The 23678-nt window shown below is 64.5% G+C and carries 13 protein-coding genes; 9 read left to right on the top strand and 4 right to left on the bottom strand.

The features are described 5' to 3' along the window. Nucleotide 1: 1 nt before the first annotated feature. Nucleotides 2–370: a PilZ domain-containing protein gene (locus CEW87_RS05110; RefSeq protein WP_108971733.1), complete on the bottom strand. Its 369-nt coding sequence runs from the start codon at nt 368–370 to the stop codon at nt 2–4. Between the two features lie 246 nt (nt 371–616). On the opposite strand from CEW87_RS05110, the gene CEW87_RS05105 reads away from it, so the two are divergent. The 5 genes from CEW87_RS05105 (at nt 617) to CEW87_RS05085 (ending at nt 11235) form a co-directional block, all read left to right on the top strand. Beyond that, the gene (locus CEW87_RS05105) at nt 617–2788 is read left to right on the top strand and encodes a type I secretion system permease/ATPase (protein ID WP_108971732.1); all 2172 of its coding nucleotides are present in this window, start codon (nt 617–619) and stop codon (nt 2786–2788) included. Continuing rightward, nucleotides 2788–4224 carry an HlyD family type I secretion periplasmic adaptor subunit gene (locus CEW87_RS05100; protein ID WP_108971731.1) on the top strand — a complete coding sequence of 479 codons (1437 nt, stop codon included), beginning with the start codon at nt 2788–2790 and terminating at the stop codon, nt 4222–4224. The genes CEW87_RS05105 and CEW87_RS05100 overlap by 1 nt, the downstream gene beginning before the upstream one ends. Then, nucleotides 4221–4841: a response regulator transcription factor gene (locus CEW87_RS05095; protein WP_108971730.1), complete on the top strand. Its 621-nt coding sequence runs from the start codon at nt 4221–4223 to the stop codon at nt 4839–4841. Before CEW87_RS05100 ends, CEW87_RS05095 begins: the two co-directional genes overlap by 4 nt. 133 nt (nt 4842–4974) lie before the next feature. Continuing rightward, a complete protein-coding gene (locus CEW87_RS05090; protein ID WP_159098083.1) occupies nt 4975–10875 on the top strand; it encodes a retention module-containing protein in 5901 nt (1966 codons plus the stop codon). A 30-nt stretch (nt 10876–10905) separates the two neighbouring features. Then, on the top strand, nt 10906–11235 hold the full coding sequence (locus CEW87_RS05085; RefSeq protein WP_108971728.1) for a tryptophan synthase subunit beta like protein: 330 nt from the start codon (nt 10906–10908) through the stop codon (nt 11233–11235). A gap of 46 nt (nt 11236–11281) precedes the next feature. On the opposite strand, the gene CEW87_RS05080 is transcribed toward CEW87_RS05085, so the two are convergent. After that, nucleotides 11282–13195 (bottom strand): LapD/MoxY N-terminal periplasmic domain-containing protein, encoded by a 1914-nt coding sequence (locus tag CEW87_RS05080; RefSeq protein WP_108971727.1) that lies wholly within the window; start codon nt 13193–13195, stop codon nt 11282–11284. 34 nt (nt 13196–13229) lie between these two features. Continuing rightward, the gene (locus CEW87_RS05075) at nt 13230–13859 is read right to left on the bottom strand and encodes a transglutaminase-like cysteine peptidase (RefSeq protein ID WP_234421675.1); all 630 of its coding nucleotides are present in this window, start codon (nt 13857–13859) and stop codon (nt 13230–13232) included. Nucleotides 13860–14210: 351 nt separating this feature from the next. Here CEW87_RS05075 and CEW87_RS05070 point away from each other — a divergent pair, with 351 nt between their 5' ends. The 3 genes from CEW87_RS05070 to CEW87_RS05060 all read left to right on the top strand — a co-directional run bounded on the left by CEW87_RS05070 (nt 14211) and on the right by CEW87_RS05060 (nt 20205). Next, complete coding sequence (locus tag CEW87_RS05070) at nt 14211–15653, top strand: TolC family outer membrane protein (protein ID WP_108971726.1); 1443 nt, start codon at nt 14211–14213, stop codon at nt 15651–15653. A 101-nt stretch (nt 15654–15754) separates the two neighbouring features. Further along, complete coding sequence (locus tag CEW87_RS05065) at nt 15755–19243, top strand: ATP-binding protein (RefSeq protein WP_108971725.1); 3489 nt, start codon at nt 15755–15757, stop codon at nt 19241–19243. After that, nucleotides 19240–20205, top strand: coding sequence for a response regulator transcription factor (locus CEW87_RS05060; protein ID WP_108971724.1), 966 nt, complete (start codon nt 19240–19242; stop codon nt 20203–20205). The genes CEW87_RS05065 and CEW87_RS05060 overlap by 4 nt, the downstream gene beginning before the upstream one ends. A 39-nt stretch (nt 20206–20244) precedes the next feature. Here the strand turns inward: CEW87_RS05060 and gorA are convergent, their stop codons facing one another. Continuing rightward, nucleotides 20245–21582 (bottom strand): glutathione-disulfide reductase, encoded by a 1338-nt coding sequence (gene gorA, locus CEW87_RS05055; RefSeq protein ID WP_108971723.1) that lies wholly within the window; start codon nt 21580–21582, stop codon nt 20245–20247. Between the two features lie 208 nt (nt 21583–21790). On the opposite strand from gorA, the gene CEW87_RS05050 reads away from it, so the two are divergent. After that, the gene (locus CEW87_RS05050) at nt 21791–23668 is read left to right on the top strand and encodes an ABC transporter ATP-binding protein (protein ID WP_199917122.1); all 1878 of its coding nucleotides are present in this window, start codon (nt 21791–21793) and stop codon (nt 23666–23668) included. Nucleotides 23669–23678 lie beyond the last annotated feature (10 nt).

The following is a 23678-nucleotide window of genomic DNA, read 5'->3' as shown; positions in this document are numbered from 1 at the left end:
GCTAGGCACCGGCCACGAGTGCAGCTAACTCGCGGTTCAGCAAGTCCGCATCGCCAAGATTGAGGGCGAGCAGGCGGCGCAGATGGGTGATACTGTCGAGGTCGATCTCGCGGCATGTCAGGCCAAGATGGCGGCCCTCGGCGTGTGCCAGATTGCCTTCCATGCGGATGACGGTGCGCGTGTCGCCGAGCGTGATTTCGAGCAGGCAGCGCTCGTCCAGCCGGAGAGCGGGCAGGTTTCCGTCGAATGTCAGCAATGCGCCTCTGAGGGAGAGGTCGAGCACGGCACAGTTTAGTTCGCGGTCGGCAACGAGCAGGCGGGCGCCGCTGCTGAAGCGAATTCGGGAGTACTGCCGGCGTTGCTCGCTCATCGTCCTTCCCCGTGATCAGCCCGGCGGTGGGTGAGAGCGGACATTCTGCGGCGTGCGAAACGTGGCGGCAAGCACGTTGGCACGTCATTTGACCCAAATTCCCGGTTTTTTCGTGTGGTTTTTGCCGGTGTTATTCAAGTATCCGGTTATCCGTCGCCAATCCTGTCTAAAATCGGTCCATTGATCAATGCCTAATTTGGGGAATGCGTGACCGATTCAAGACAAGGTGGCGCCGGCGCGACGCCGATGACGGATACGCAAGCAGGGGCAGACGACGCTGCGGGGGCGACGGACCCGCGTCTGATTGACGATGCCCTGCTGGGCTGTCTGTTGCTGGTTTCGCGCGGACATGGCGCCGCCCTGACGCCGGATGCACTGCTGTCCGGCCTGCCGCTCGAGAACGGCAAACTCACGCCCTCGCTGGTGCCGCGTGCGGCCCGTCGCGCCGGACTGCATGGGCGTATCGTCAGTTGCACGCTGGACCGGATCAATCCGGCGCTGCTCCCGGCCATTCTCCTGCTCGACGACGAGCGTGCCTGCGTGCTTGCGGCCTGGTCGGCGGATCGCAGCGAAGTCGAGGTCGTCTTTCCCGAACTCGGCGAAACCACCGTCACCATGTCGGCGGCCGAGCTTGCCGCCCGCTATGCCGGCCATGCCATCTATCTGCGCCCCGGTTTCCGCTTCGATGCCCGTGCACCCGGCGTGCGCAAGACGCGCGAGGGTCACTGGTTCTGGAGCGTGATTGCCGAGAACCGGGCGCTGTACCGCGACGTGTTGCTGGCGGCGTTCATGATCAACGTGTTTGCCGTGGCGATGCCGCTGTTCGTGATGAACGTGTACGACAGGGTCGTGCCCAATCACGCCACGGACACGCTGTGGGCCTTGTCCATCGGTGTCTTCGTCGTGGTAACGGCAGACCTGGTGCTGCGCACGATGCGCGGGCATTTCGTCGATCTTGCCGGCAGTCGCATCGACGTGCGCCTGTCCAGTTTCATCATGGAGCGGGTCCTTGGCCTGCGCATGGAGGCGCGGCCCACGTCTGCGGGCTCGTTCGCGGCCAACCTGCGCGCGTTCGAGTCGGTACGCGATTTCATCAGTTCGGCCACGGTGGTGGCGTTCATCGACCTTCCCTTTGCCCTGCTGTTCCTGGCGGTGATCGGCTGGATCAGCTGGCAGTTGCTGATCCCCTTCGCCATCGGCGTCGTTGTGCTGCTGGTGTACGCAATGACGGTGCAGGGGCGGATGCACGAGTTGTCTGAAACCACCTACCGTGCCGGTGCTCAGCGCAATGCCACGCTGATCGAGGGGCTGGTCGGGATCGAGACGATCAAGGCGCTGGGCGGCGAATCGGCGATCCAGCGCAAATGGGAGAGCAGTGCTGCGCTGCTGGCCCGCGTCGGCGCCCAGTTGCGTCTGCTGTCGGCCACCACGACCAATGGTGCGCTGTGGGTTCAGCAGTCGGTGAGTGTGGCCATCATCCTGATCGGCGTGTATCTCATCGACGAACGCCTGCTGACCATGGGCGGCCTGATTGCCTGCTACATGCTGTCTTCGCGCGCGATGTCGCCGATCAGCCAAGTGGCGGGACTGCTTGTGCAGTATCACACTGCTGCCACTGCGCTGCACTCGCTCGATGAGCTGATGCAGCGCCCGGTCGAGCGCCCCGAGGACACCAGCTTCGTCAGCCGTCAGGGGCTCAAGGGCGATATCGAGTTCCGCGACGTAAGCTTTTCCTATCCCGGCGAGGACACCCTGGCTCTGCGCAACGTCTCGCTGCGGATCAAGCCCGGCGAGCATGTGGCCATCCTGGGACGTATCGGCTCCGGCAAGACCACGCTGGAAAAGCTCATTCTAGGCCTCTACCAGCCCACCTCGGGGGCGGTGCTGGTGGATGGCATCGACCTGCGCCAGCTCGATCCGGCCGAACTGCGCCGCAATATCGGCTACGTGCCGCAGGATGTGACGCTGTTCTACGGCTCGCTGCGTGACAACATCGCGCTGTCGGCGCCGCTGGCAGATGACGCGGCCATCCTGCGCGCAGCACAGATTTCCGGCGTGCTCGAATACGCCAATGCGCATCCGCGTGGTTTTGACATGCTGGTGGGCGAGCGCGGCGAGTCGCTCTCGGGCGGTCAGCGTCAGGGCGTGGCGATTGCACGCGCGGTCATCAGCGATCCCCCCATGCTGTTGCTCGACGAGCCGACTGCTTCGATGGATCACTCCAGCGAGGAGGCGGTGAAGGGCCAGCTGCGCAAGTATGCCGAAGGCCGTAGCATGATCGTGATCACCCATCGCACCTCCCTGCTCGACCTCGCAGATCGCATCATCGTCATTGATGCCGGCAAGGTGGTGGCTGACGGACCCAAGGCCCAGGTGGTGGAGGCCTTGCGTCAGGGCCGGATCGGGAGGGCCTTGTGATGAGTGACAACAAAGCCGGGGGCGGCGGCGTCCAGGAACGTGCGTTCAAGGGCATCGGCAAGGTGTCGGCGCAGGTGGACAAGCGCGCGCGACCGTTCTCCGAACGCCTGTTCGGCCGGTTTGCGCCGCCCGAGCGTGAAGACAAGCTCGACTGGGCGGGTGACGCCGACTGGGCCCGCCTGCAGCAGGAGCCCCTGCGTGCGCGCATGCTGTTGCGTGGTGTGGCGGCCGTGGTGCTCATCCTCCTTGTGTGGGCCGCCTTTGCGCCCATCGACGAGGTCACCCGTGGCGAGGCCAAGGTCGTGCCGTCGTCCCAGTTGCAGGTCATTCAAACCGTCGACGGCGGCGTCGTCGAAGAGATGCCGGTGCGCGAGGGGCAGATCGTCAACGCCGGCGACCTGCTGCTGCGTATCGATCCGACACGCTTCGTGTCTTCCCTGCTGGAAAACCGCGCGCAGTACTTCGCCCTGCAGGTCAAGGCTGCGCGGTTGAAGGCGCTCACCTCCGGCACGGCGATGACGGTTCCGCCAGAGGCCGAACGTGAGGTGCCGGATATCGTTGCCCATGAGCGCCGTTTGTACGATTCGACCCGCGCCGAGATGGAGGCGCAGCTGTCGATTGCGCGTCAGCAACTCAACCAGCGCGAGCAGGAACTCAATGAAGTGCGTTCGCGGCGCGAGCAGGCTGGCCGCTCCTTTGATCTGGTACAGCAGGAGCTGACTGTCACCGAGCCGCTGCTGGCGTCCGGTGCAGTGTCCGAAGTCGATCTGCTGCGCCTGCGCCGCGACGTCTCCCGCCTGCGTGGCGAGCGCGATCAGGCTTCGTCGCAGATCCTGCGCATTCAGTCGGCAATCAATGAGGCGAACGGCAAGATCCAGGAGGTTGAACTCAATTTCCGCAACCAGTTGCGCAACGAACTCTCGGACACCATGAACAAGCTCGGCAGCCTGTCCGAAGGCAGTCGCGCGCTGGAAGACAGGGTCAAGCACGCCGAAATTCGTTCGCCGGTGCGCGGAACCGTGAAACGTCTGCTGGTGAGTACCGTCGGCGGCGTCGTGCAACCGGGCAAGGAAGTGGTCGAGATCGTTCCGCTCGACGATGCGCTGATCCTCGAGGCCAAGATTACGCCCAAGGACATTGCATTCCTGCGTCCCGGCCAGAATGCGGTGGTCAAGTTCACTGCTTATGACTTTGCGATTTACGGCGGTCTCGATGCCGTCGTGGAGCAGATCTCGGCCGATAGCGTGACCGACGACAAGGGCAATGCCTTCTACATCGTTCGCGTGCGCACGCTCAAGAGCAGCCTCGGTGAAAACCTGCCAATCATTCCCGGCATGGTGGCCGAGGTCGACATCCTTACCGGCAAGAAGACGGTACTTTCCTATCTGATCAAGCCCGTAATCAGGGCCAAGGCCAATGCCTTGACGGAACGATGACAAAGCATTTCTTTCTGAGCCCGGATCGTCAGCTTCTGCCGCGCTGGCAGGAGGCGTTTCCGGAGGCTGTCGCGGTGGCCGCCGTGCCCGTGGGTCATATTCACGACGATTCCAGCATTCTGTGGGTCAGCACCCGCGTGCCCGGCTGGCGCGAACAGCTGGTACAACAACGGGGCGATGCAGGCATCCGCAGCGTCGTGATCTCGGGCACCCCTGACCAGGCCGAGGGCCTGCAGGCCCTGGAAGCCGGTGCCCGGGGCTACTGCCATGCCTTTGCCACGCCTGCGATGCTGCGCGAGGTGGCGGTTGTCGTGCTTCACGGCGGCCTGTGGGTGGGGCCCGAGCTCATGGCGCGGGCGATTCGTGCCACCAACGCAGGCGGGGCCGCGACAGACCTGTCTTCGGAGCAAGCCCTGGCGTGTCTGACCGAGCGCGAGCGCGAGGTCGCGCTCGCTGTCGCGCGCGGGCTCACCAACAAGGAAGTCGCTGCAGCGCTCGCCATCACGGAGCGCACGGTCAAGGCCCATCTGTCAGCCATCTTCGAGAAGCTTGCGGTGCGCGATCGCATGCAACTTGCGTTGAAGATGTCCAGCCACGCAGGCGCGCTTGCCCCCTGAGCGTGAGCTAAGTCACGGCTTGTCCACTGGTCCAATAGAGGCGGGGAACGCAGCCCGATAAGGTGTCTGCCATCGAACCCGTTTCCCGATGCGCAGCTTTGGCGCACGGGGCAGCAGATCAGGAGAGCAGAACATGGCAAGCGCAAAGGCAGTCGCAACCGTCGTCAGTATCACCGGCAAGGCAGAGGCCAGGGACCAGGCGGGCAATCTCCGCCTGCTCAAGGTTGGCGACGCCCTGCTCGAAGGCGAGACCCTCGTGACCGCAGCCGGTGCTCGCGCCGAGCTCCTGGTGGTTGCCGACGGCAGCATCGTTCCGGTCGGTGAAGACCAGGCCGTCCTGATCTCAGCCGACCTTTCCGAGTCCACCCGTCCGCAGGCCAATGAAGCGCAACTGGCTGACGGCACCATCCAGCAGGTCATCCAGGCCCTCAACGACGGCACCAACCTCGACGACGTGCTCGAGGATCCGGCCGCCGGCCTGACCGGTGGTGGCGGTGGTGACGGCAATGACTTCGTACGTCTGCTGCGGATTACCGAAGGTGTCGATCCGATCGAGTTCGAATTCGAAGCATCGACTGCAGTTGTGCCGCCTGAACTGCGCGCTACCGGAGACGAAACCGATGAAGCGCAGGCGGTGACGACGACGGCTGAGACTGAGACGCCGGTTACGGGCACACCTGTCAATGCTGCCCCCGACACGGCGGCCACCAGCGCCAGCGGCGCGGAAGACGCGGCGGGCATCCCGGTGAGCCTGTCGGGCAGTGACGTGGATGGCACGGTGGATTACTTCGTGATCAAGACACCGCCGGCCAACGGGACCCTGTTGCTCAACGGTGTGCCGATCGATGGCACGACCCAGATCCCTGCCAGCGGCAACGCGGCCGCGATCACCTTTGTGCCGACTGCGAACTGGAACGGCGATACCAGCTTCACCTACGCCGCGGTGGATAACGACGGCCTGGAAGACAGCACCCCGGCCCTGGCCGAGATCACGGTTACCCCGGTCAACGACGCCCCCGACACGGCGGCCACCAGCGCCAGCGGCGCGGAAGACGCGGCGGGCATCCCGGTGAGCCTGTCGGGCAGTGACGTGGATGGCACGGTGGATTACTTCGTGATCAAGACACCGCCGGCCAACGGGACCCTGTTGCTCAACGGTGTGCCGATCGATGGCACGACCCAGATCCCTGCCAGCGGCAACGCGGCCGCGATCACCTTTGTGCCGACTGCGAACTGGAGCGGCGACACCAGCTTCACCTACGCCGCGGTGGATAACGAAGGCCTGGAAGACAGCACCCCGGCCCTGGCCGAGATCACGGTTACCCCGGTCAACGACGCCCCCGACACGGCGGCCACCAGCGCCAGCGGCGCGGAAGACGCGGCGGGCATCCCGGTGAGCCTGTCGGGCAGTGACGTGGATGGCACGGTGGATTACTTCGTGATCAAGACACCGCCGGCCAACGGGACCCTGTTGCTCAACGGTGTGCCGATCGATGGCACGACCCAGATCCCTGCCAGCGGCAACGCGGCCGCGATCACCTTTGTGCCGACTGCGAACTGGAGCGGCGACACCAGCTTCACCTACGCCGCGGTGGATAACGACGGCCTGGAAGACAGCACCCCGGCCCTGGCCGAGATCACGGTTACCCCGGTCAACGACGCCCCCGACACGGCTGCGACCAGTGCCAGCGGCGCGGAAGATGCGACGTCGATCCCGGTGAGCCTGTCGGGCAGTGACGTGGATGGCACGGTGGATTACTTCGTGATCAAGACACCGCCGGCCAACGGGACCCTGTTGCTCAACGGTGTGCCGATCGATGGCACGACCCAGATCCCTGCCAGCGGCAACGCGGCCGCGATCACCTTTGTGCCGACTGCGAACTGGAACGGCGATACCAGCTTCACCTACGCCGCGGTGGATAACGACGGCCTGGAAGACAGCACCCCGGCCCTGGCCGAGATCACGGTTACCCCGGTCAACGACGCCCCCGACACGGCGGCGACCAGTGCGAGCGGTGCAGAAGACGCCGCCTCGATCCCGGTCAGCCTGTCCGGTAGCGACGTTGACGGCACGGTGGATCACTTCGTGATCAAGACGCTGCCGCTCAACGGCACGCTGCTGCTCAACGGCAACCCGGTCGCCGTGGGCACCGAGATCCCAGCCACCGCCAACGGTGCCACGGTCACCTTCGTGCCGAACGCGAACTGGAACGGCGAGACGAACTTCACCTACGCCTCGGTCGATGACCAGGGTCTGGAAGACAGCACCCCGGCCACCGCCACGGTGACGGTGAGCCCGGTCAACGATGCCCCCGAAACCGCCGCGACCAGCGCGAGCGGCGCAGAGGACGCCGCCTCGATCCCGGTCAGCCTGTCCGGTAGCGACGTTGACGGCACGGTGGATCACTTCGTGATCAGGACCTTGCCGCTCAACGGCACGCTGCTGCTCAACGGCAACCCGGTCGCCGTGGGCACCGAGATCCCGGCCACCGCCAACGGCGCCACGGTCACCTTCGTGCCGAACGCGAACTGGAACGGTGAGACGAACTTCACCTACGCCTCGGTCGATGACCTGGGTCTGGAAGACAGCACCCCGGCCACCGCCACGGTGACGGTGAGCCCGGTCAACGATGCCCCCGAAACCGCCGCGACCAGCGCGAGCGGCGCAGAGGATGCCGCTTCGATCCCGGTCAGCCTGTCCGGTAGCGACGTTGACGGCACGGTGGATCACTTCGTGATCAAGACGCTGCCGCTCAACGGCACGCTGCTGCTCAACGGCAACCCGGTCGCCGTGGGCACCGAGATCCCGGCCACCGCCAACGGCGCCACGGTCACCTTCGTGCCGAACGCGAACTGGAACGGTGAGACGAACTTCACCTACGCCTCGGTCGATGACCTGGGTCTGGAAGACAGCACCCCGGCCACCGCCACGGTGACGGTGAGCCCGGTCAACGATGCCCCCGAAACCGCCGCGACCAGCGCGAGCGGCGCAGAGGATGCCGCTTCGATCCCGGTCAGCCTGTCCGGTAGCGACGTTGACGGCACGGTGGATCACTTCGTGATCAAGACGCTGCCGCTCAACGGCACGCTGCTGCTCAACGGCAACCCGGTCGCCGTGGGCACCGAGATCCCAGCCACCGCCAACGGCGCCACGGTCACCTTCGTGCCGAACGCGAACTGGAACGGTGAGACGAACTTCACCTACGCCTCGGTCGATGACCTGGGTCTGGAAGACAGCACCCCGGCCACCGCCACGGTGACGGTGAGCCCGGTCAACGATGCCCCCGAAACCGCCGCGACCAGCGCGAGCGGCGCAGAGGATGCCGCTTCGATCCCGGTCAGCCTGTCGGGCTCGGATCCGGACGGCACAGTCGATCACTTCGTGATCAAGACGCTGCCGCTCAACGGCACGCTGCTGCTCAACGGCAACCCGGTCGCCGTGGGCACCGAGATCCCAGCCACCGCCAATGGCGCCACGGTCACCTTCGTGCCGAACGCCAACTGGAATGGCGAGACGAACTTCACCTACGCCTCGGTCGATGACCTTGGTCTGGAAGACAGTACCCCGGCCACCGCCACGGTGACGGTGAGCCCGGTCAACGACGCCCCCGAAACCACTACGACCAGCGCGAGCGGCGCAGAGGATGCCGCTGCGATCCCGGTCAGCCTGTCGGGCTCGGATCCGGACGGCACAGTCGATCACTTCGTGATCAAGACGCTGCCGCTCAACGGCACGCTGCTGCTCAACGGCAACCCGGTCGCCGTGGGCACCGAGATCCCAGCCACCGCCAATGGCGCCACGGTCACCTTCGTGCCGAACGCCAACTGGAATGGCGAGACGAACTTCACCTACGCCTCGGTCGATGACCAGGGTCTGGAAGACGGCACCCCGGCCACCGCCACGGTGACGGTGAGCCCGGTCAACGACGCCCCGGACACCGCGGCGACCAGCGCGAGCGGCGCAGAAGACGCCGCCTCGATCCCGGTCAGCCTGTCCGGTAGCGACGTTGACGGCACGGTGGATCACTTCGTGATCAAGACGCTACCGCTCAACGGCACGCTGCTGCTCAACGGCAACCCGGTCGCCGTGGGCACCGAGATCCCAGCCACCGCCAACGGTGCCACGGTCACCTTCGTGCCGAACGCGAACTGGAACGGCGAGACGAACTTCACCTACGCCTCGGTCGATGACCAGGGTCTGGAAGACGGCACCCCGGCCACGGGCGTGATTACGGTCACCCCGGTCAACGCCGCGCCGACAGCGACCGATGGCGCGGTATTCGGCGTCGAGGATACGGCTTACGTATTCTCCTGGGCCGACTTCAACGTCACGGATGCTGATTCAGATCTGGCATCGCTTGGCATTCAGGTCACTGTGTTGCCTGAAGATGGAGTGCTGCAGGTCTTCTCGGGTGGCAGTTGGCAGGATGTGACGCTGAATCAGACGATTTCGCAGGCCGATATTGCAAGCGGTAGCCTGCGCTTCGTCCCTGCCGCTGATGAGTCGGGCAGCGACGTCTTTGGCGGGACTGGAGTTGGTAACAAAGAGGCTGATTACGCGCGCTTCTCGTTCAAGCCAACCGACGGCAGCGATCTCGGTGCCGAAAAGAGCCTGTCGATCGATATTGAGCCGATCGCCGATGCAGCATCGTTCACGGTCGCGCTTGGAAGTCCGGTACAGGTTACCGTTTCGCAAGGTACACCAGTGAGTGGCGCACTGACGAGTTCGAACTTGTTCTCGACGTCGGGCGTGACGGTTGGCGCTGCAAACGTTGACCCGTTGACCGGGCAGCTGACGTCCGTATCCGCTTCGAACGTCTATGTTGGGGGGGGAAAGATCGGTGCGACAGGGACACACCCCGGTTCCGTGACGCAGATCGGATACAGCTATGAGCATGACACGTCCGAGCAGCTTGTTTTCAAGTTCGACTATGCGCTGACCAGTGCCACGGCGTCATTCTCGAATCTGTATGAGAAAGACAACGGTGTTGCAGGCCGGTCGGAGCAGGGAATTTACGAGCTGTACAGCAATGGCGTACTGGTCGCGAGCGGGACGTTCGTTGCTGCTGCCAACAAGAACACGGGTTCGGTGACGATGTCTGTTTCTGGCGGCGGGACGTTCGACACCGTCGTGTTCAAGGCTCAAAGCGGTTATGCACAAGGGCCGGGCGTCGAAACCGGGGACGGGAGCGACTATTTCATCACCGGGCTCACCTACGTGGGTACCACACAGCCAGTGCTGGAGACGCGCTATCCGATCGACATCTCCGTGCTCGCGCAGGACCAGGATAACTCCGAAGCCTTGTCGAGCCTGAGCATGAGCGGCATTCCTGCAGGTTCGGTTTTGCGCGATGGCAGCGGAAACGAATACTCATCCTCGTCTGCAGACGCTGTGCTCAGCCTTGCAGGCTGGGATACATCGACGCTGACGGTTACGCCGCCGAGCGGATCATCCACGGATTTCGCGCTGCAAGTGAGCGCCAGTTCGGTCGAGCCCAACGGCGACACCGCGCTGTCGGTAAAGAGCTTCACGATCATCGTTGGGACCGCAGACACTGTGGCGCCGGGCAGCGAGCTTGTGGGTGCCGCGGGCGACGATCTGTTGTCGGGCGGTTCCGGCAATGACTCCTTGCGGGGTGGTGCGGGCAATGACAGTCTGCTTGGCGATCTCGGCGCCGACACCTTCGTCTGGAAGCTCAACGATGGCGGCACGGCAGGGAACCCCGCGGTGGACACCGTTGGTGACTTTACCGTCGGCATCTATGACGGTACCGGCACCGCCGACCGTCTGGATCTGGCCGATCTGCTTAAGGACGAAAGCAGTGCAACGATCGACAACTTCCTGAGTGTCGAGCAGGTTTCTGGCAATACCGTGCTGCATGTCAGCAGCAGTGGCGGTTTTGCGGGAGGGTACTCGGCGGGCGCGGAGGATCAGACCATCGTGCTGGAGAATGTGACCTTCGACAGTGCGCTGAGCAGTCATGACATCATTAATCAGCTCATCACCAATAATCAGCTTCTGATCGACAAATGATGCAGCAGTCTTTTTCCGGAGGATGGATGCGTGTTCGTAAGGCGTGATGAAGCGGGACGCATCGTGTCTGCCAGCCTTGAGGCTGATGGCGCGATCAGCGAGTGGGTTGAGGATGGCGAGCCGGAGCTGCTGGCTTTTGGGCAGGGGGAGGCGAGCGATGCCACCCTGACGGCATCCGACCTGAGACTGGTCCGGGTGCTGGAAGATATCGTCGATCTGTTGATCGAGCGTGATGTCATCCGCTTCACCGACTTGCCCGAACAGGCGCAGGCGAAGCTCATGGAGCGCAAGTCCTTGCGCGCCTCGATGCGCAGCGGACTGAATCTGCTGGGCAACGGGGACGATGGTGGCTTGATCTGAACCCGCAGGGGGACGGGCCTTTGGGCTCGCCCCCCTTTTTCCGTTCTCAGCGGATGCCGGGGCCGGTCATGGCATCAAAGCCCACATCGCTCAGCATCGTGACGGCTTCAGGGTGATCAACACCTTCTGCGATCACGGTCAGGCCCAGAGCGTGCGCCAGCATGCACAGACTGCGGGCGAAGGCCTGATTGCCGCTGTTGCCGTCCAGGTCGCGCAGCAGTGAAGCGTCGACCTTGAGGTAGTCGAGGCCAAGGTCATGCAGGTCGCCAAGCGCGTTGAAGTTCGGGCCGGCATGCTCCAGGCCGAGCTTGCACGCCAGCGGCTTGAGGGCGAGACAGAAGGTGCGGAACTCGGCCTGATTGCGTGCAGCGTCCTGTTCCGGGACCTCCATCCACAGCAGCGGCGCCTCGTTGGGCGCCATCTCCAGTTGATGCAGCAGATCGGCCAGGAAGCCGGCGTTGCGGATGGCATGGGACGAGATGTTGACCGCGACGGCCTGACCGGTGCTGCGAATGAGTTCGAGTGCAGCCCTTACCACCGCGGCGTCGATGTGCCCCATCAGTTCGAGGCGTACCGCCCATTGCATGAAATAGGCGACGCCGCGCCACTCGCCATCGAGCCGCAAGCGCAGCGGCGCCTCGACGTGCAACAGTGCGCCATTGCCATCCCGTACCGGGTAGGTTTCAAGGCGGAGTTCATGCTGATCGAGCGCTCTGGAAATGAGCTGATGCCATTGCGACTGGTCGCGCTGAGGCTGCGTCAGGCGCACCCAGGCGTCGAGCTGAACCGCCCGCCCGCCAGCCAGTTCGGCTTCGGCCAGCGCCGTATCGGTGCGTGTCAGCACCGTCGGCAGTGCTTCGCCTGGAGAATACAGGGCGGCTGCGATGGGCAGGGCGATGGCTGCGTTGTCACCCCCCGATGCGTGTTTTTCAGCCACCTCGTGCAGGGCTTTGACGAGGCCTTCGGTCCATAGCGGAAGATAGGCGACGCCAGGGGCCAGAACGGCAAGGTCGGTCCCGTTCAGGCGCCCTGCGATCCATGTCGGCTGCTCGCCGATCTGGCTGCGGATGGCATCTGCAAGCGCGCGCAGCAGGGCGTCGGCGAATTCGCGGCCGCGGGTGCGATTCAGGTCGGAGAGATCGCCCACGCGTGCGATCAGCAGTGCGCCGCCGGTCGGTGCATCATGGTCGACGAGCTGCGCACCGAGGACGTTGAGGAACTGCCGGCGCTCGAACAGTCCGGTCAAGGCATCCTCCTGGGTTTGCTTGCGCAGGATTTCGAGACGCCGGGCTTCGTCCACCAGCATCAGACGCACGCGGTCGGAGAGCGCATTCATTGCCCGCACCACGACCCGCAACTCGGCGGTGGCGGGCTCGGGCGTGGTGACGAAGCGGCGCTCGCCGATGGCCTCCGCCTGCCCCACCAGCTTGCGCAGCGGCGCGGTGATGCGACCAAGCAGCAGACTGCCAACGACGCCGGCTGCGGCCGCCATGATGGCGAACCACAACAGCATCTGCCGAATGCTGTGCCACAGCTCGGTGTAGGCGTAGCTGGTCTGGCTTTCCAGCGTCAGGGTGGCGAACTGCTGCCAGCCGTCCTGCACGTGCGCCATACCGGGGTGGGCCTCGATCGCGGCGAGGCGTACGAACCAGGCTGGGACGTCGTCGAGACGGGGCTCGGCAGTGCGTTCAACCAGGATGTTGCCGTCGGGCCCGACCAGGCGAATCACGCGGTAGTGTCCGGCATCGAACTGCGCGGCAACCTGCAGCTCGACGGTGACCGGATCCTTCGGCATCTGCGACAGTGACAGTGCGAGCGCAGTGGCGTTGTCGACGTTTTTCACGTTGAGTTGCTGTTCGAGGTAGCGCTTTGCCGCCAGCGTGCTCACCACCAGGCTGCCGCCAAGGGATAGCAGGGTGACCATGACGATGGCGATCCAGAGTTGCTTGATCAGGGACATGGACGGGGTGCTCCGGGAAATTTCGGGTACGTGTTCATTTCAGGCCTTCGCTGCGCATGCGCTCGAGTACATCGCGCCAGCGTGACAGACGGGTAGTGGGGTCGGCGGACGAGGTGCTGGTGCCGCCCACCCACAGCCCTTCGTTGTTGAAGCTGAAAACCGGAAACAGGTCGGGGCGCCTGCCGGCTGGCCGGATCTCGCCAATCAGGTTGTCCAGCACCAGCGGCTCGGCACTGGGTGTTTCGAAATAGCTGAGCACCATGTGCGCCTGGGTGATGGTGCTGTCGGCGGCGCCGATGCGGGCGCGCACGTACACAAGCCGTAACTTGTCGGCAGGAACCTCGAGCAGGCGCAGACTCATGTACTTCGCGATCGAGAAATCCTCGCAGTCGCCTGCGTCGCGACCGAGTGTCTCCAGCGGTGTGGCCCAGTAGTCCGATTGCTTCCAGACAACGATGTCGTCCTCGAAGCGGATCCGGCGGTTGAAGAAGGTGTTCACTCGTGCAAGCTTGCCCGCTTCGTCCAGTTCCCGGGCTTCGTTGATCATCCGGCGCCACGCAGCGACGGCCTCGCCGCCCTGTGCGCCATAGCGGGTCAGCGCAAGCGTCTGCATGTGATCGAGATCAGGTGCCGCCGAGCACAAACCGATCGCGACCGTGAGCATGAGCAGTGTCCGTTGCACCGCACGCCGGCATCTGCCCAGAGGCTGGCAGGCAGATAGCGGGAGTCGGATGAACAGGGGCATTGGTGCTCAAGGAGTGCTTGTGCCTGCATTATCCGGAATCGGGACGTCTTGTGCTGTTCTTGTGACGGCGACAATTCAGGTTTTTTCGGGGGGAATCCGCCCATGCTAATGCGCTGAGAGCCTTTCGAAAGGTGCTTTCAGCGCCGATTCTTCAAACATTCGTTGAATTATGCGCATTGTGCGATGCGTCAACCCGTATATGATTCTCTCTGCTCAAGTTGGGCTGTGCGAAGCGCCAACCATTCAATATTCAGAAGTGTCGGAGTTTCCATGAAACGAATTCGTACCCTGGTCTCACTTGCGGTCCTGGCGAGCCTGCCCGTTGCAGCGGCTGCGTCGGCGCCCGAGCCGCTGCGTGATGCTGCGCGCAAGGCCGTGGTGAGCAATCCGGAGGTTCAGGCACGCTGGCACGCGTTTCGTGCGGCGGGCGCCGACCAGGATGCCGCGCGGGGTGGCTACCTGCCGCAGGTTGATGTGACGACCAGCATTGGCCGTGAAAGCCAGAAGCGCCCGGGCAGTTCGACGGATCACTACACGCATAGCAATGCCACGCTGTCGCTCAACCAGATGGTGTACGACGGCTTCTATACCCGCAGCGAGGTATCCCGCCTCGGCTATGCCCGTCTGGCCCGATACTACGAAATCATCGACGCCTCCGAGTCGGCTGCGCTCGAGGCGGTACGCGCCTATGCCGACGTGCAGCGCTATCGCGACCTGGTTGCGCTGGCAAAGCAGAACTATGTCGAACACAAGCTGGTGTACGACCAGATCGCAGAGCGCGCCGGGGCCGGTGTCGGCCGCCGGGTGGATCTCGAGCAGGCGACCGGGCGTCTGGCGCTGGCAGAGTCCAACCTGCTGACCGAAGTGTCCAACCTGCACGATGTCAGCAGCCGCTATCAGCGCGTGGTGGGCGAATTGCCGGCCGACGCTCTGCCACCGATGGGCGACAAACTCGGCGTTGAGGGTATTCCGCCGAGTGCCAGTGATGCCTTGCGTGAAGCCTTCAACACCAGCCCTTCGCTCAATGCCGCAGTCGAGAATGTGCGTGCAGGCCAGGCTGCGATCGAAACCCGCCGTGCGGCCTACCACCCGCGGGTGGACCTGCGCGCCAGCCAGGCGGTCGACCGCAACCTCGACAACCTTGACGGGCGTTCGCGCGATGGCGTGGTGGAACTGGTGCTGACCTATAACCTGTTTCGCGGCGGGTCGGATGACGCCCGCATTCGGCAGGCTGCCGAATCGCTGAACCAGGCCAAGGATCTGCGCGACAAGGCGTGTCGCGATCTGCGGCAAACGGTGGCGATTGCCTACAACGACGTACAGCGAATCCAGGAGCAGTTGCGTTATCTCGATCAGCATCAACTGTCGATCGAGAAAGCGCGCGAGGCCTACCGTCGCCAGTTCGACATCGGTCAGCGCACCCTGCTTGACCTGCTCGATACCGAAAACGAGTATTTTCAGGCCCGCCGTGCCTATACCAATGCGCGCTACGACGGTCTGACCGCCGAAGCTCGCACCCTGTCGGGGATGGGGCACCTGATGCGCGCGCTCGATGTGGCACGCGAGGACTTGCCAAGCGCGGTCGATGCAGGACAGGACCGCGACGGTATCGACCCCGCCACCCTGTGCCCGCCCGATGCGCCGGCTGCGCTGCAGATCGACAAGGCCGCGCTGCTGGCCAAAACCCTGAAGGAATTGGGCGCCGCAAAGTAAGGCGATCTCCGGTCCGCAGCTGCAGAACAATCGGCGTAGTGCTGGCCCGGCTCACATAGAATGGCGCAATCGCTCCCCGCATTGCGCCATTTTTTCGTCCGATGAACGCTGCCGACTCCCCTTCCGACCGCCTTCCTGATGCTGACGCGCAGGCGGACCGGCACGGCGCTGCGCCACAGCGGGTGGTAAAGATCCGGCGCGACTACAACACCTGGGTCGCCAACGAAACGCTCGAGGACTACGCGCTGCGCTTCACCCCGCGCAGCTTCCGCAAGTGGTCCGAGTTCCGCGTCGGCAACACCGCGTTCGGCGCGGCGTCCTTTCTGGTGCTCGAAGCGGTCGGCGCGACCATGCTGGTCAGCTACGGCTTCATCAACAGCTTCTGGGCCATCCTCGCGATCGGCCTCATCATCTTCCTCACCGGTCTGCCGATCAGCCTCTATGCCGCGCGCTATGGCGTAGACATGGACCTGCTGACCCGCGGTTCCGGTTTCGGCTATATCGGCTCGACCATCACCTCGCTGGTGTACGCCTCCTTCACCTTCATCCTGTTCGCACTCGAAGCGGCGATCATGGCCTATGCGCTCGAGATGGCGCTCGGCATTCCGCCAAGCTGGGGCTACCTGATCTGCGCGCTGGTGGTGATACCGCTGGTCACGCATGGCGTGACCGTGATCAGCAAGCTGCAGACCCTGACCCAGCCGGTGTGGCTGTTCCTGCTCGCGCTGCCCTTCTTCTTCCTGCTGCGCGAGGAGCCGACGGCGCTGGCCGGTCTGTGGCAATACCCCGGCGTCGACGGGCAGGGCGGGGCATTCGACTTTCACCTCTTCGCGGGCGCCATGACCGTCGGCATCGCGCTCATTACCCAGATGGGCGAGCAGGCCGACTACCTGCGCTTCATGCCGGCGCGCACCGCAACCAATCGCTGGCGCTGGCTGTTCGGCGTGGTGCTGGGCGGGCCGGGCTGGGTGCTGATCGGCGTGGTCAAGATGCTGGGCGGCGCCCTGCTGGCGTGGATGCTGTTGCGCAATGGCATGGCGCCGGACAAGGCCGTCGATCCCAATCAGATGTATCTGCTCGGTTTTTCTGCGGTGTTCGACAGCAGCCTGTGGGCGGTGGTGGTGACGGCGCTGTTCGTCATCGTGTCGCAGCTCAAGATCAATGTCACCAACGCCTATGCCGGCTCGCTGGCGTGGTCGAACTTCTTTTCGCGGCTGACCCACAGCCACCCCGGGCGCGTCGTCTGGGTGGTGTTCAATATCCTGATCGCCCTGCTGCTGATGGAGATGAACGTGTTCCAGGCCCTTGGGCAGGTGCTCGGGCTGTATTCCAACATTGCCATTTCGTGGATGATCGCAGTCGTGGCGGATCTGGTGATCAACAAGCCGCTCGGCTTGTCGCCACCGGGCATCGAGTTCAAGCGCAGCCACCTGTACGACATCAACCCGGTTGGCGTCGGCGCCATGCTGATCGCCTCTGCGCTGTCGGTGAGCACCTTCATCGGCCTGTTCGGCCCCGGGTTGCAGCCCTATGCGCCCTTCGTGGCACTGGTTGTGGCCCTGCTGACCTCGCCGCTGATCGCTTGGCTGACCAAGGGGCGCTACTACCTCGCGCGGACGCCCGAGCCGGTGAACACCGGTGGCAAGGCCTGGGTGGCGACCCGCCAGTGCTGCATCTGCGGGCAGCACTTCGAGCCCGAGGACACCAGTCATTGCCCGGCCTATCAGGGCACGATCTGTTCGCTGTGCTGTTCGCTCGATGCGCGCTGCGAAGATCAGTGCAAACCCCATGCACGCCTGTCAGTGCAATGGTCTGAGCTGCTGCAGAAACTGCTGCCGAAATCCCTGTTGCCCTATCTCGATGCAGGGCTCGGTCACTATCTGTTGCTGATGATCGGAATCACCGCCTTTCTCGGTCTGCTGCTCGGCACGCTCTACTACCATGAGCTGATCGCGCGCAGTGTCGACCTGGCCGCCGGCTATCCCGGGGAGATGCTGCGGGGCGATCTGAAGGGCGTACTGCTCAAGGCCTTTGCCGCCCTGTTCCTGATGGGCGGTATTGCGGCGTGGTGGATGGTGCTGACGCACAAGAGCCGGCAGGTGGCGCAGGAGGAGTCGAACCGCCAGACCCGCTTGCTGATGGAAGAAATCGAATCCCACCGCCGTACCGACGAGCAGCTGCAGAACGCGCGTCGCGTGGCGGAGCAGGCCAATCAGGCCAAGAGCCGCTACGTCACCTCGATCAGTCACGAATTGCGCACGCCGCTCAACAGCATCCTCGGCTATGCGCAGATTCTCGACGGTGACGAGGCCATCCCGCCGCAGCGACGGCAGGCGGTGAGCGTGATTCGCAGGAGCGGCGAGCACCTGCTGTCGCTGATCGAGGGCACGCTCGACATTGCCCGAATCGAGGGCGGAAAGTTTGCACTCGAGATGCGACCGCTGGCCTTCGCCGAGTTCGTGCGCCAGCTGGTGGCCATGTTCGAGCTGCAGGCGCGCAACAAGGGGCTCGGCTTCCACTTCGAGATCGTTGGCACGCTGCCGGAGTTCGTGCGCGCCGACGAAAAGCGTCTGCGCCAGATCCTGATCAACATCATCGGCAACGCGGTGAAATTCACCGCGCGCGGCACGGTTCGCGTGCGCCTGACCTACCGCCGTGAGATGGCCTTGTTCGAGGTCGAAGACAGTGGCCCCGGCATCGCTGCAGACGAGATCGCGCATGTCTTCGAGCCCTTCGCCCGCGGCAGCAGTGCCCGCGGCAGCACGACGACGGGCACCGGGCTGGGGCTGACGATCAGCAAGATGCTCACCGACCTGATGGGGGGTGAGCTCACCGTTGACAGCCAGCCCGGCGCCGGCAGCGTGTTTCGCGTCCGCCTCTTTCTGCCGCAACTGCACGACGCGCAGGCGGCGGAGGTGCTGCCGCGCGTTCAGCGCATTGGCTACAAAGGTGTGCGGCGGCGCATTCTCACGGTGGATAACGAGCGTGTCGACCGCGAACTGCTGGCGAATCTGCTCGAGCCACTCGGCTTCGAGGTCGGTCAGGCCGAGTCCGGCTATGACTGCCTCGAACTGGTGCCCCATTTCCGCCCCCATCTGATTTTCATGGACCTGGCGATGCCCGGCATCGACGGCTGGGAAACCATCCGGCGGCTGCGCGCAGCCGGGCTCGACGAGGCGCCGGTGGCGATCATCTCGGCCAATGCGTTCGACAAGGGGCTGGATCACGATGTCGGGATCGGCGCGGAGGACTTCATCCTCAAGCCCATCCGCGTGGAGGAGCTGCTCGACTGGATCGGTCGCCGCCTGCAGCTCGAATGGGTGTGGGCAGATGCGCCGGCCGCGGCTGCGGAAAGCGTGCCCACGGTCGAGGTGGAACAACTGGTGCTGCCCCCGGCCGCCGAGCTGCGGGCGCTCGACGAGTTGATCGAATTAGGCTTCCTGCGCGGTATTCTTGCCCGGCTGGCTGATATCGAACGCATGGCACCCGAGTATGCCGAGTTCGTGCGGGTGCAGCGCGAACTCGCGCGTCAGTTCCAGTTCGACGCCATGCGCGAAATACTGTGTCGCAAGGACTTGCCGGAATCATGAGCCCATCTGCCCTGAGTGCTGCTGACCCCGCTGCTGCAGGCATCGTGCTGATCGTGGACGACGTGCCCGAGAATCTCGCGCTGCTGCACGATGCGCTCGACGAAGCCGGCTATCTGGTGTTGGTCGCCACCAATGGCGAGAGCGCGATTGCGCGTGCGCGCCAGAGTCTGCCCGATGTCGTGCTGCTCGATGCGCTGATGCCCGGCATGGACGGTTTCGAGGTTGCCCGGCGGCTCAAGGCCGATTTTGCGACCCGCGCGATCCCGCTCATCTTCATGACAGGACTCACGGAAACCGAGCATGTGGTCGCGGCGTTTGCCGCCGGCGGCGCCGACTACGTGACCAAGCCGATCAAGCCCGCCGAGGTGCTCGCCCGCATTGCTGCCCATGTACAGAACGCGCGTCAGATGAAGCAGGCCCGCAGCGCCCTCGATGCCTTCGGCCAGGCAACGGTCGCGGTGCGAGCAAGCGATGGGCGCCTGGTATGGCAGACCCCGCTGGCACGCCAGCTGATTCGCAGCTGGTTCGAGCCCGGGCGCAGCGAGCCAAGCGAGATTGCACCGCCGCGCCTGCTCGACTGGATCATGGCTGCCGAACTCGCGCGGCGCGAGCGTCGTGAGGTGCCCGGCCTGGTGGCGAGCGAAGGCGCACGTCGCCTGCTGGCCTCGTTCCACGATCAGACTGGCGACGAAGAGTGGCTGGTGGTGTTGCGCGAAGAGAACGACGCCAGCGCGATCGAGGCCCTGATTGCAGCCTTCCGCCTCACCGGGCGCGAGGCCGAGGTGCTGTACTGGGTGATCCGAGGCAAGACCAATCGCGACATCGGCGACATTCTCGGCACCAGCCCGCGCACGGTGCACAAGCACCTCGAACATGTGTTCGAGAAGCTTGGCGTCGAAACCCGCACGGCCGCAGCGTCGATGGCGATGGCAAAGATCCGCGCCGCGAGCGAGGGTGCCTAGCGGACGATGGCCGCCGCGCACCCTTGAGCGGCACGGGCGTCAGCGCATCGTCACCAGTTCTTCCGCGCTGGTCGGGTGGATGGCCACGGTAGAATCGAAGTCGGCCTTGGTGGCGCCCATCTTGATCGCCACAGCGAAGCCCTGCAGCATCTCATCCGCGCCTTCGCCGATGATGTGGCAGCCGACCACGCGCTCCTCTGCGCCGGCGCACACCAGCTTCATCGCGGTTTTCGGCTTGTGCTCGGTCATCGCGTTGTACATGCCGGTGAAGCGGGTGGTGTAGACCTTGACCGTTTCGTGTTGCTTGCGCGCCTCGTCCTCGGTGAGGCCGATGGTGCCGATCGGCGGATGGCTGAAGGTCACCGTCGGAATGTTGTCGTAGTCGAGTCTGGCGTCGGCTTCACCCTTGAACAGGCGGGCCGCGAGCTTGCGTCCTGCGGCGATGGCCACCGGCGTCAGTTCGGCGCGGCCGGTAATGTCGCCAATGGCATAGATGCCCGATGTGGACGTGTTCTGGCAGGGGTCGGTGACGATCACGCCACCGGCCTCGGCGGTAATGCCGGCGTTGGCAAGGTCGAGCCGGTCGGTATTGGCCTCGCGGCCGATGGCCCAGATCAGGGTATCGACCTCAAGGTCGAGCTGATCGCATTCAACGCGCAGCGCGCCGCTCTGGGTGCGCTCGACCGAACGTGCCTGGGTGCTGGTCAGGATGTTCACGCCATCGTCCTGCATCTGCGTCATCAGCTCTTCACGCACCATCGCGTCAAAGGGCCGCAACAGCTGCTCGCCACGCACCAGCATGGTGACCTTGCTGCCGAGCGCATTGAGCACCCCGGCGAGCTCGACCGCAATGTAGCCGCTGCCAACTACCGCAACCCGTGCGGGCAGATGGTCGAGGGTGAAGAAACCGTCCGAGGTGATGCCGAGGACGGCGCCCGGAATCTCGGGTACCGAGGGCCGTCCGCCGGTGGCGATCACGATGTGTTCGGCGCTGTAGTGCTGACCATTGACCTCAACGGTGCGGCCATCGACAAAGCGTGCGAAGCCGCGCACCAGGCTGACACCGGCTTTTTCCAGCATGTTGGCGTAGATGCCGTTGAGGCGGTCGATGTAGGCGTCGCGCGAATGCTTCAGCGTGGCCCAGTCGAATGAGGTCTGGCCAACGGTGAAACCGTAGCCCGGTGCGTCTGCCAGGGTCTGCGCGATGCCGCCGGCGTACCACATGACCTTCTTCGGCACGCAGCCCACGTTCACGCAGGTGCCACCCAGGCGACCGCCTTCGATCAGCAGCACGCGTGCGCCATATTCCGCCGCCCGTCTCGCAGTGGCGACACCGCCGCTGCCGCCGCCGATCACCAGATAGTCGTACTCGTTCATGCCCGTCTCTCCTGTATGTGCAGCGGATTGGTCGCCGCTGACCGTCTTGTCCTTACAGTATCAAATTCTGTGCCGGCATGAACGCGGATGCCGGATCCGTCGAGGCTGTTTTCATCCTGCATCAGGTCCGCAGGGCATCTTCTGGTATACCGCTTGTCGACTGACCGGCGGCTCTGAAAGTCCGCCGGTATTCATGGAGAGTCATTGCGTGTTTCGTCTGTTTGAAAAGCTGGTCGACCCCTATCCCGAGGCTGCACCTTCCTCGCCGCCGCGCGGCTTCTTCGCCTTTCTGTGGGCCGGCACCACCGGTCTGCGCCCCTTCATTGCCGGCATGACGCTGCTCACGGCCACCATCGGCGCCTTCGAAGCCCTGCTGTTTGCGATGCTCGGGCGGGTGGTGGACTGGCTGGCAAAAGTGGAGCCGGCCAGCCTGTGGGCCGAAGAGGGGAGCACTGTCCTGCTGCTTGCGGGGATCATCGGCGGAAGCATCGCGCTGGTGGCCTTGCAGACCATGCTCAAGCACCAGACCCTGGCGGGAAACTTTCCGATGCGGCTGCGGTGGAATTTCCACCGCATGATGCTGGCCCAGAGCATGGCCTTCTATCAGGACGAGTTTGCCGGGCGGGTTGCGGCCAAGGTGATGCAGACCGCACTCGCGGTGCGCGACACCATCCTGATCCTCACCGACATCCTGGTGTTCGTCACCATCTACTTTGTCACCATGATCGTGGTGGTGGGGGGCTTCGACAGCTGGCTGCTGCTGCCCTTCATCGGCTGGCTGGGCTGCTATCTGCTGTCCCTGTGGTGGTTCGTGCCGCGCCTGTCGAAGGTTTCGCGGTCGCAGGCGGACGCGCGCTCGCTGATGACCGGCCGTATCACCGATGCGTACACCAACATCGCGACGGTAAAGCTGTTCTCCCACGCCGGGCGCGAAGCCACGCATGCGCGCGGCGCGATGCAGGAGTTTCTGCACACCGTGCATGCGCAGATGCGGCTGGTGAGCAGCATCGAGGTGGTCAACCACACCCTGAGCATGGGCCTGATCATGAGCACGGCAGGCGTTGCGCTGTGGCTGTGGACGCAGGGCGCGGTGGGTGTCGGTGCGGTGGCGGCCGCAACTGCGATGGCGCTGCGGCTGAATGGCATGTCGCACTGGATCATGTGGGAGATGGCGTCCCTGTTCGAGCATGTGGGCACGGTGCAGGACGGCATCAACACCCTGGCCCGGCCTCATCAGGTTGTGGACCGCCCGGATGCGCAGCCGCTCAAGGTCAGCCGTGGCGAGATCTGTTTCGAGCAGCTGAGCTTTGCCTACGGTGCGACTGGCCCCCTGGCTCGGCGGGTGATCGACGACATGAGCCTGGTGATCCGCCCCGGCGAGAAGATCGGACTGGTCGGGCGTTCCGGTGCGGGCAAATCCACCATCGTCAATCTGCTGCTGCGTTTTTATGATGTCGAGCAGGGGCGCATCCTCATCGACGGGCAGGACATTGCGCATGTGACCCAGGACAGCCTGCGCGCCCAGGTCGGGATGGTGACGCAGGACACCTCGCTGCTGCACCGCTCGGTGCGCGACAACATCCTGTACGGACGCCCGGATGCGACCGATGAAGACATGATCGCGGCGGCCAGGCGCGCCGAGGCCCATGACTTCATCCAGACCCTGACCGATCCTCACGGGCGCACCGGCTACGATGCGCATGTCGGCGAGCGCGGGGTGAAGCTCTCGGGCGGTCAGCGTCAGCGCATCGCGATTGCGCGCGTCATGCTCAAGGATGCGCCCATCCTGCTGCTGGACGAGGCCACGAGCGCGCTCGATTCGGAGGTCGAGGTGGCGATCCAGGCCAGTCTGTACCGCCTGATGGAGGGAAAGACAGTGGTGGCGATTGCGCACCGCCTGTCGACCATTGCCGCGATGGACCGTCTGGTCGTGCTCGACAAGGGGCGCATCGTCGAGGAAGGCGACCATCGCAGCCTGATGGCGCAGGGCGGACTGTATGCGCGACTGTGGTCGCACCAGAGCGGCGGCTTCCTCGGCGAAGAGGCCGGTGACGAGGTCGCGGACGAAGTCGTGCAGGCCGCCTGAGTGCGGGGGG

The sequence above is a fragment of the Parazoarcus communis genome, assembly GCF_003111665.1.
Taxonomy (GTDB): Bacteria; Pseudomonadota; Gammaproteobacteria; order Burkholderiales; family Rhodocyclaceae; genus Parazoarcus; species Parazoarcus communis_B.
The sequence above is the reverse complement of the archived record's forward strand: the minus strand, read 5'-3'. Positions and strand labels throughout refer to the sequence as shown.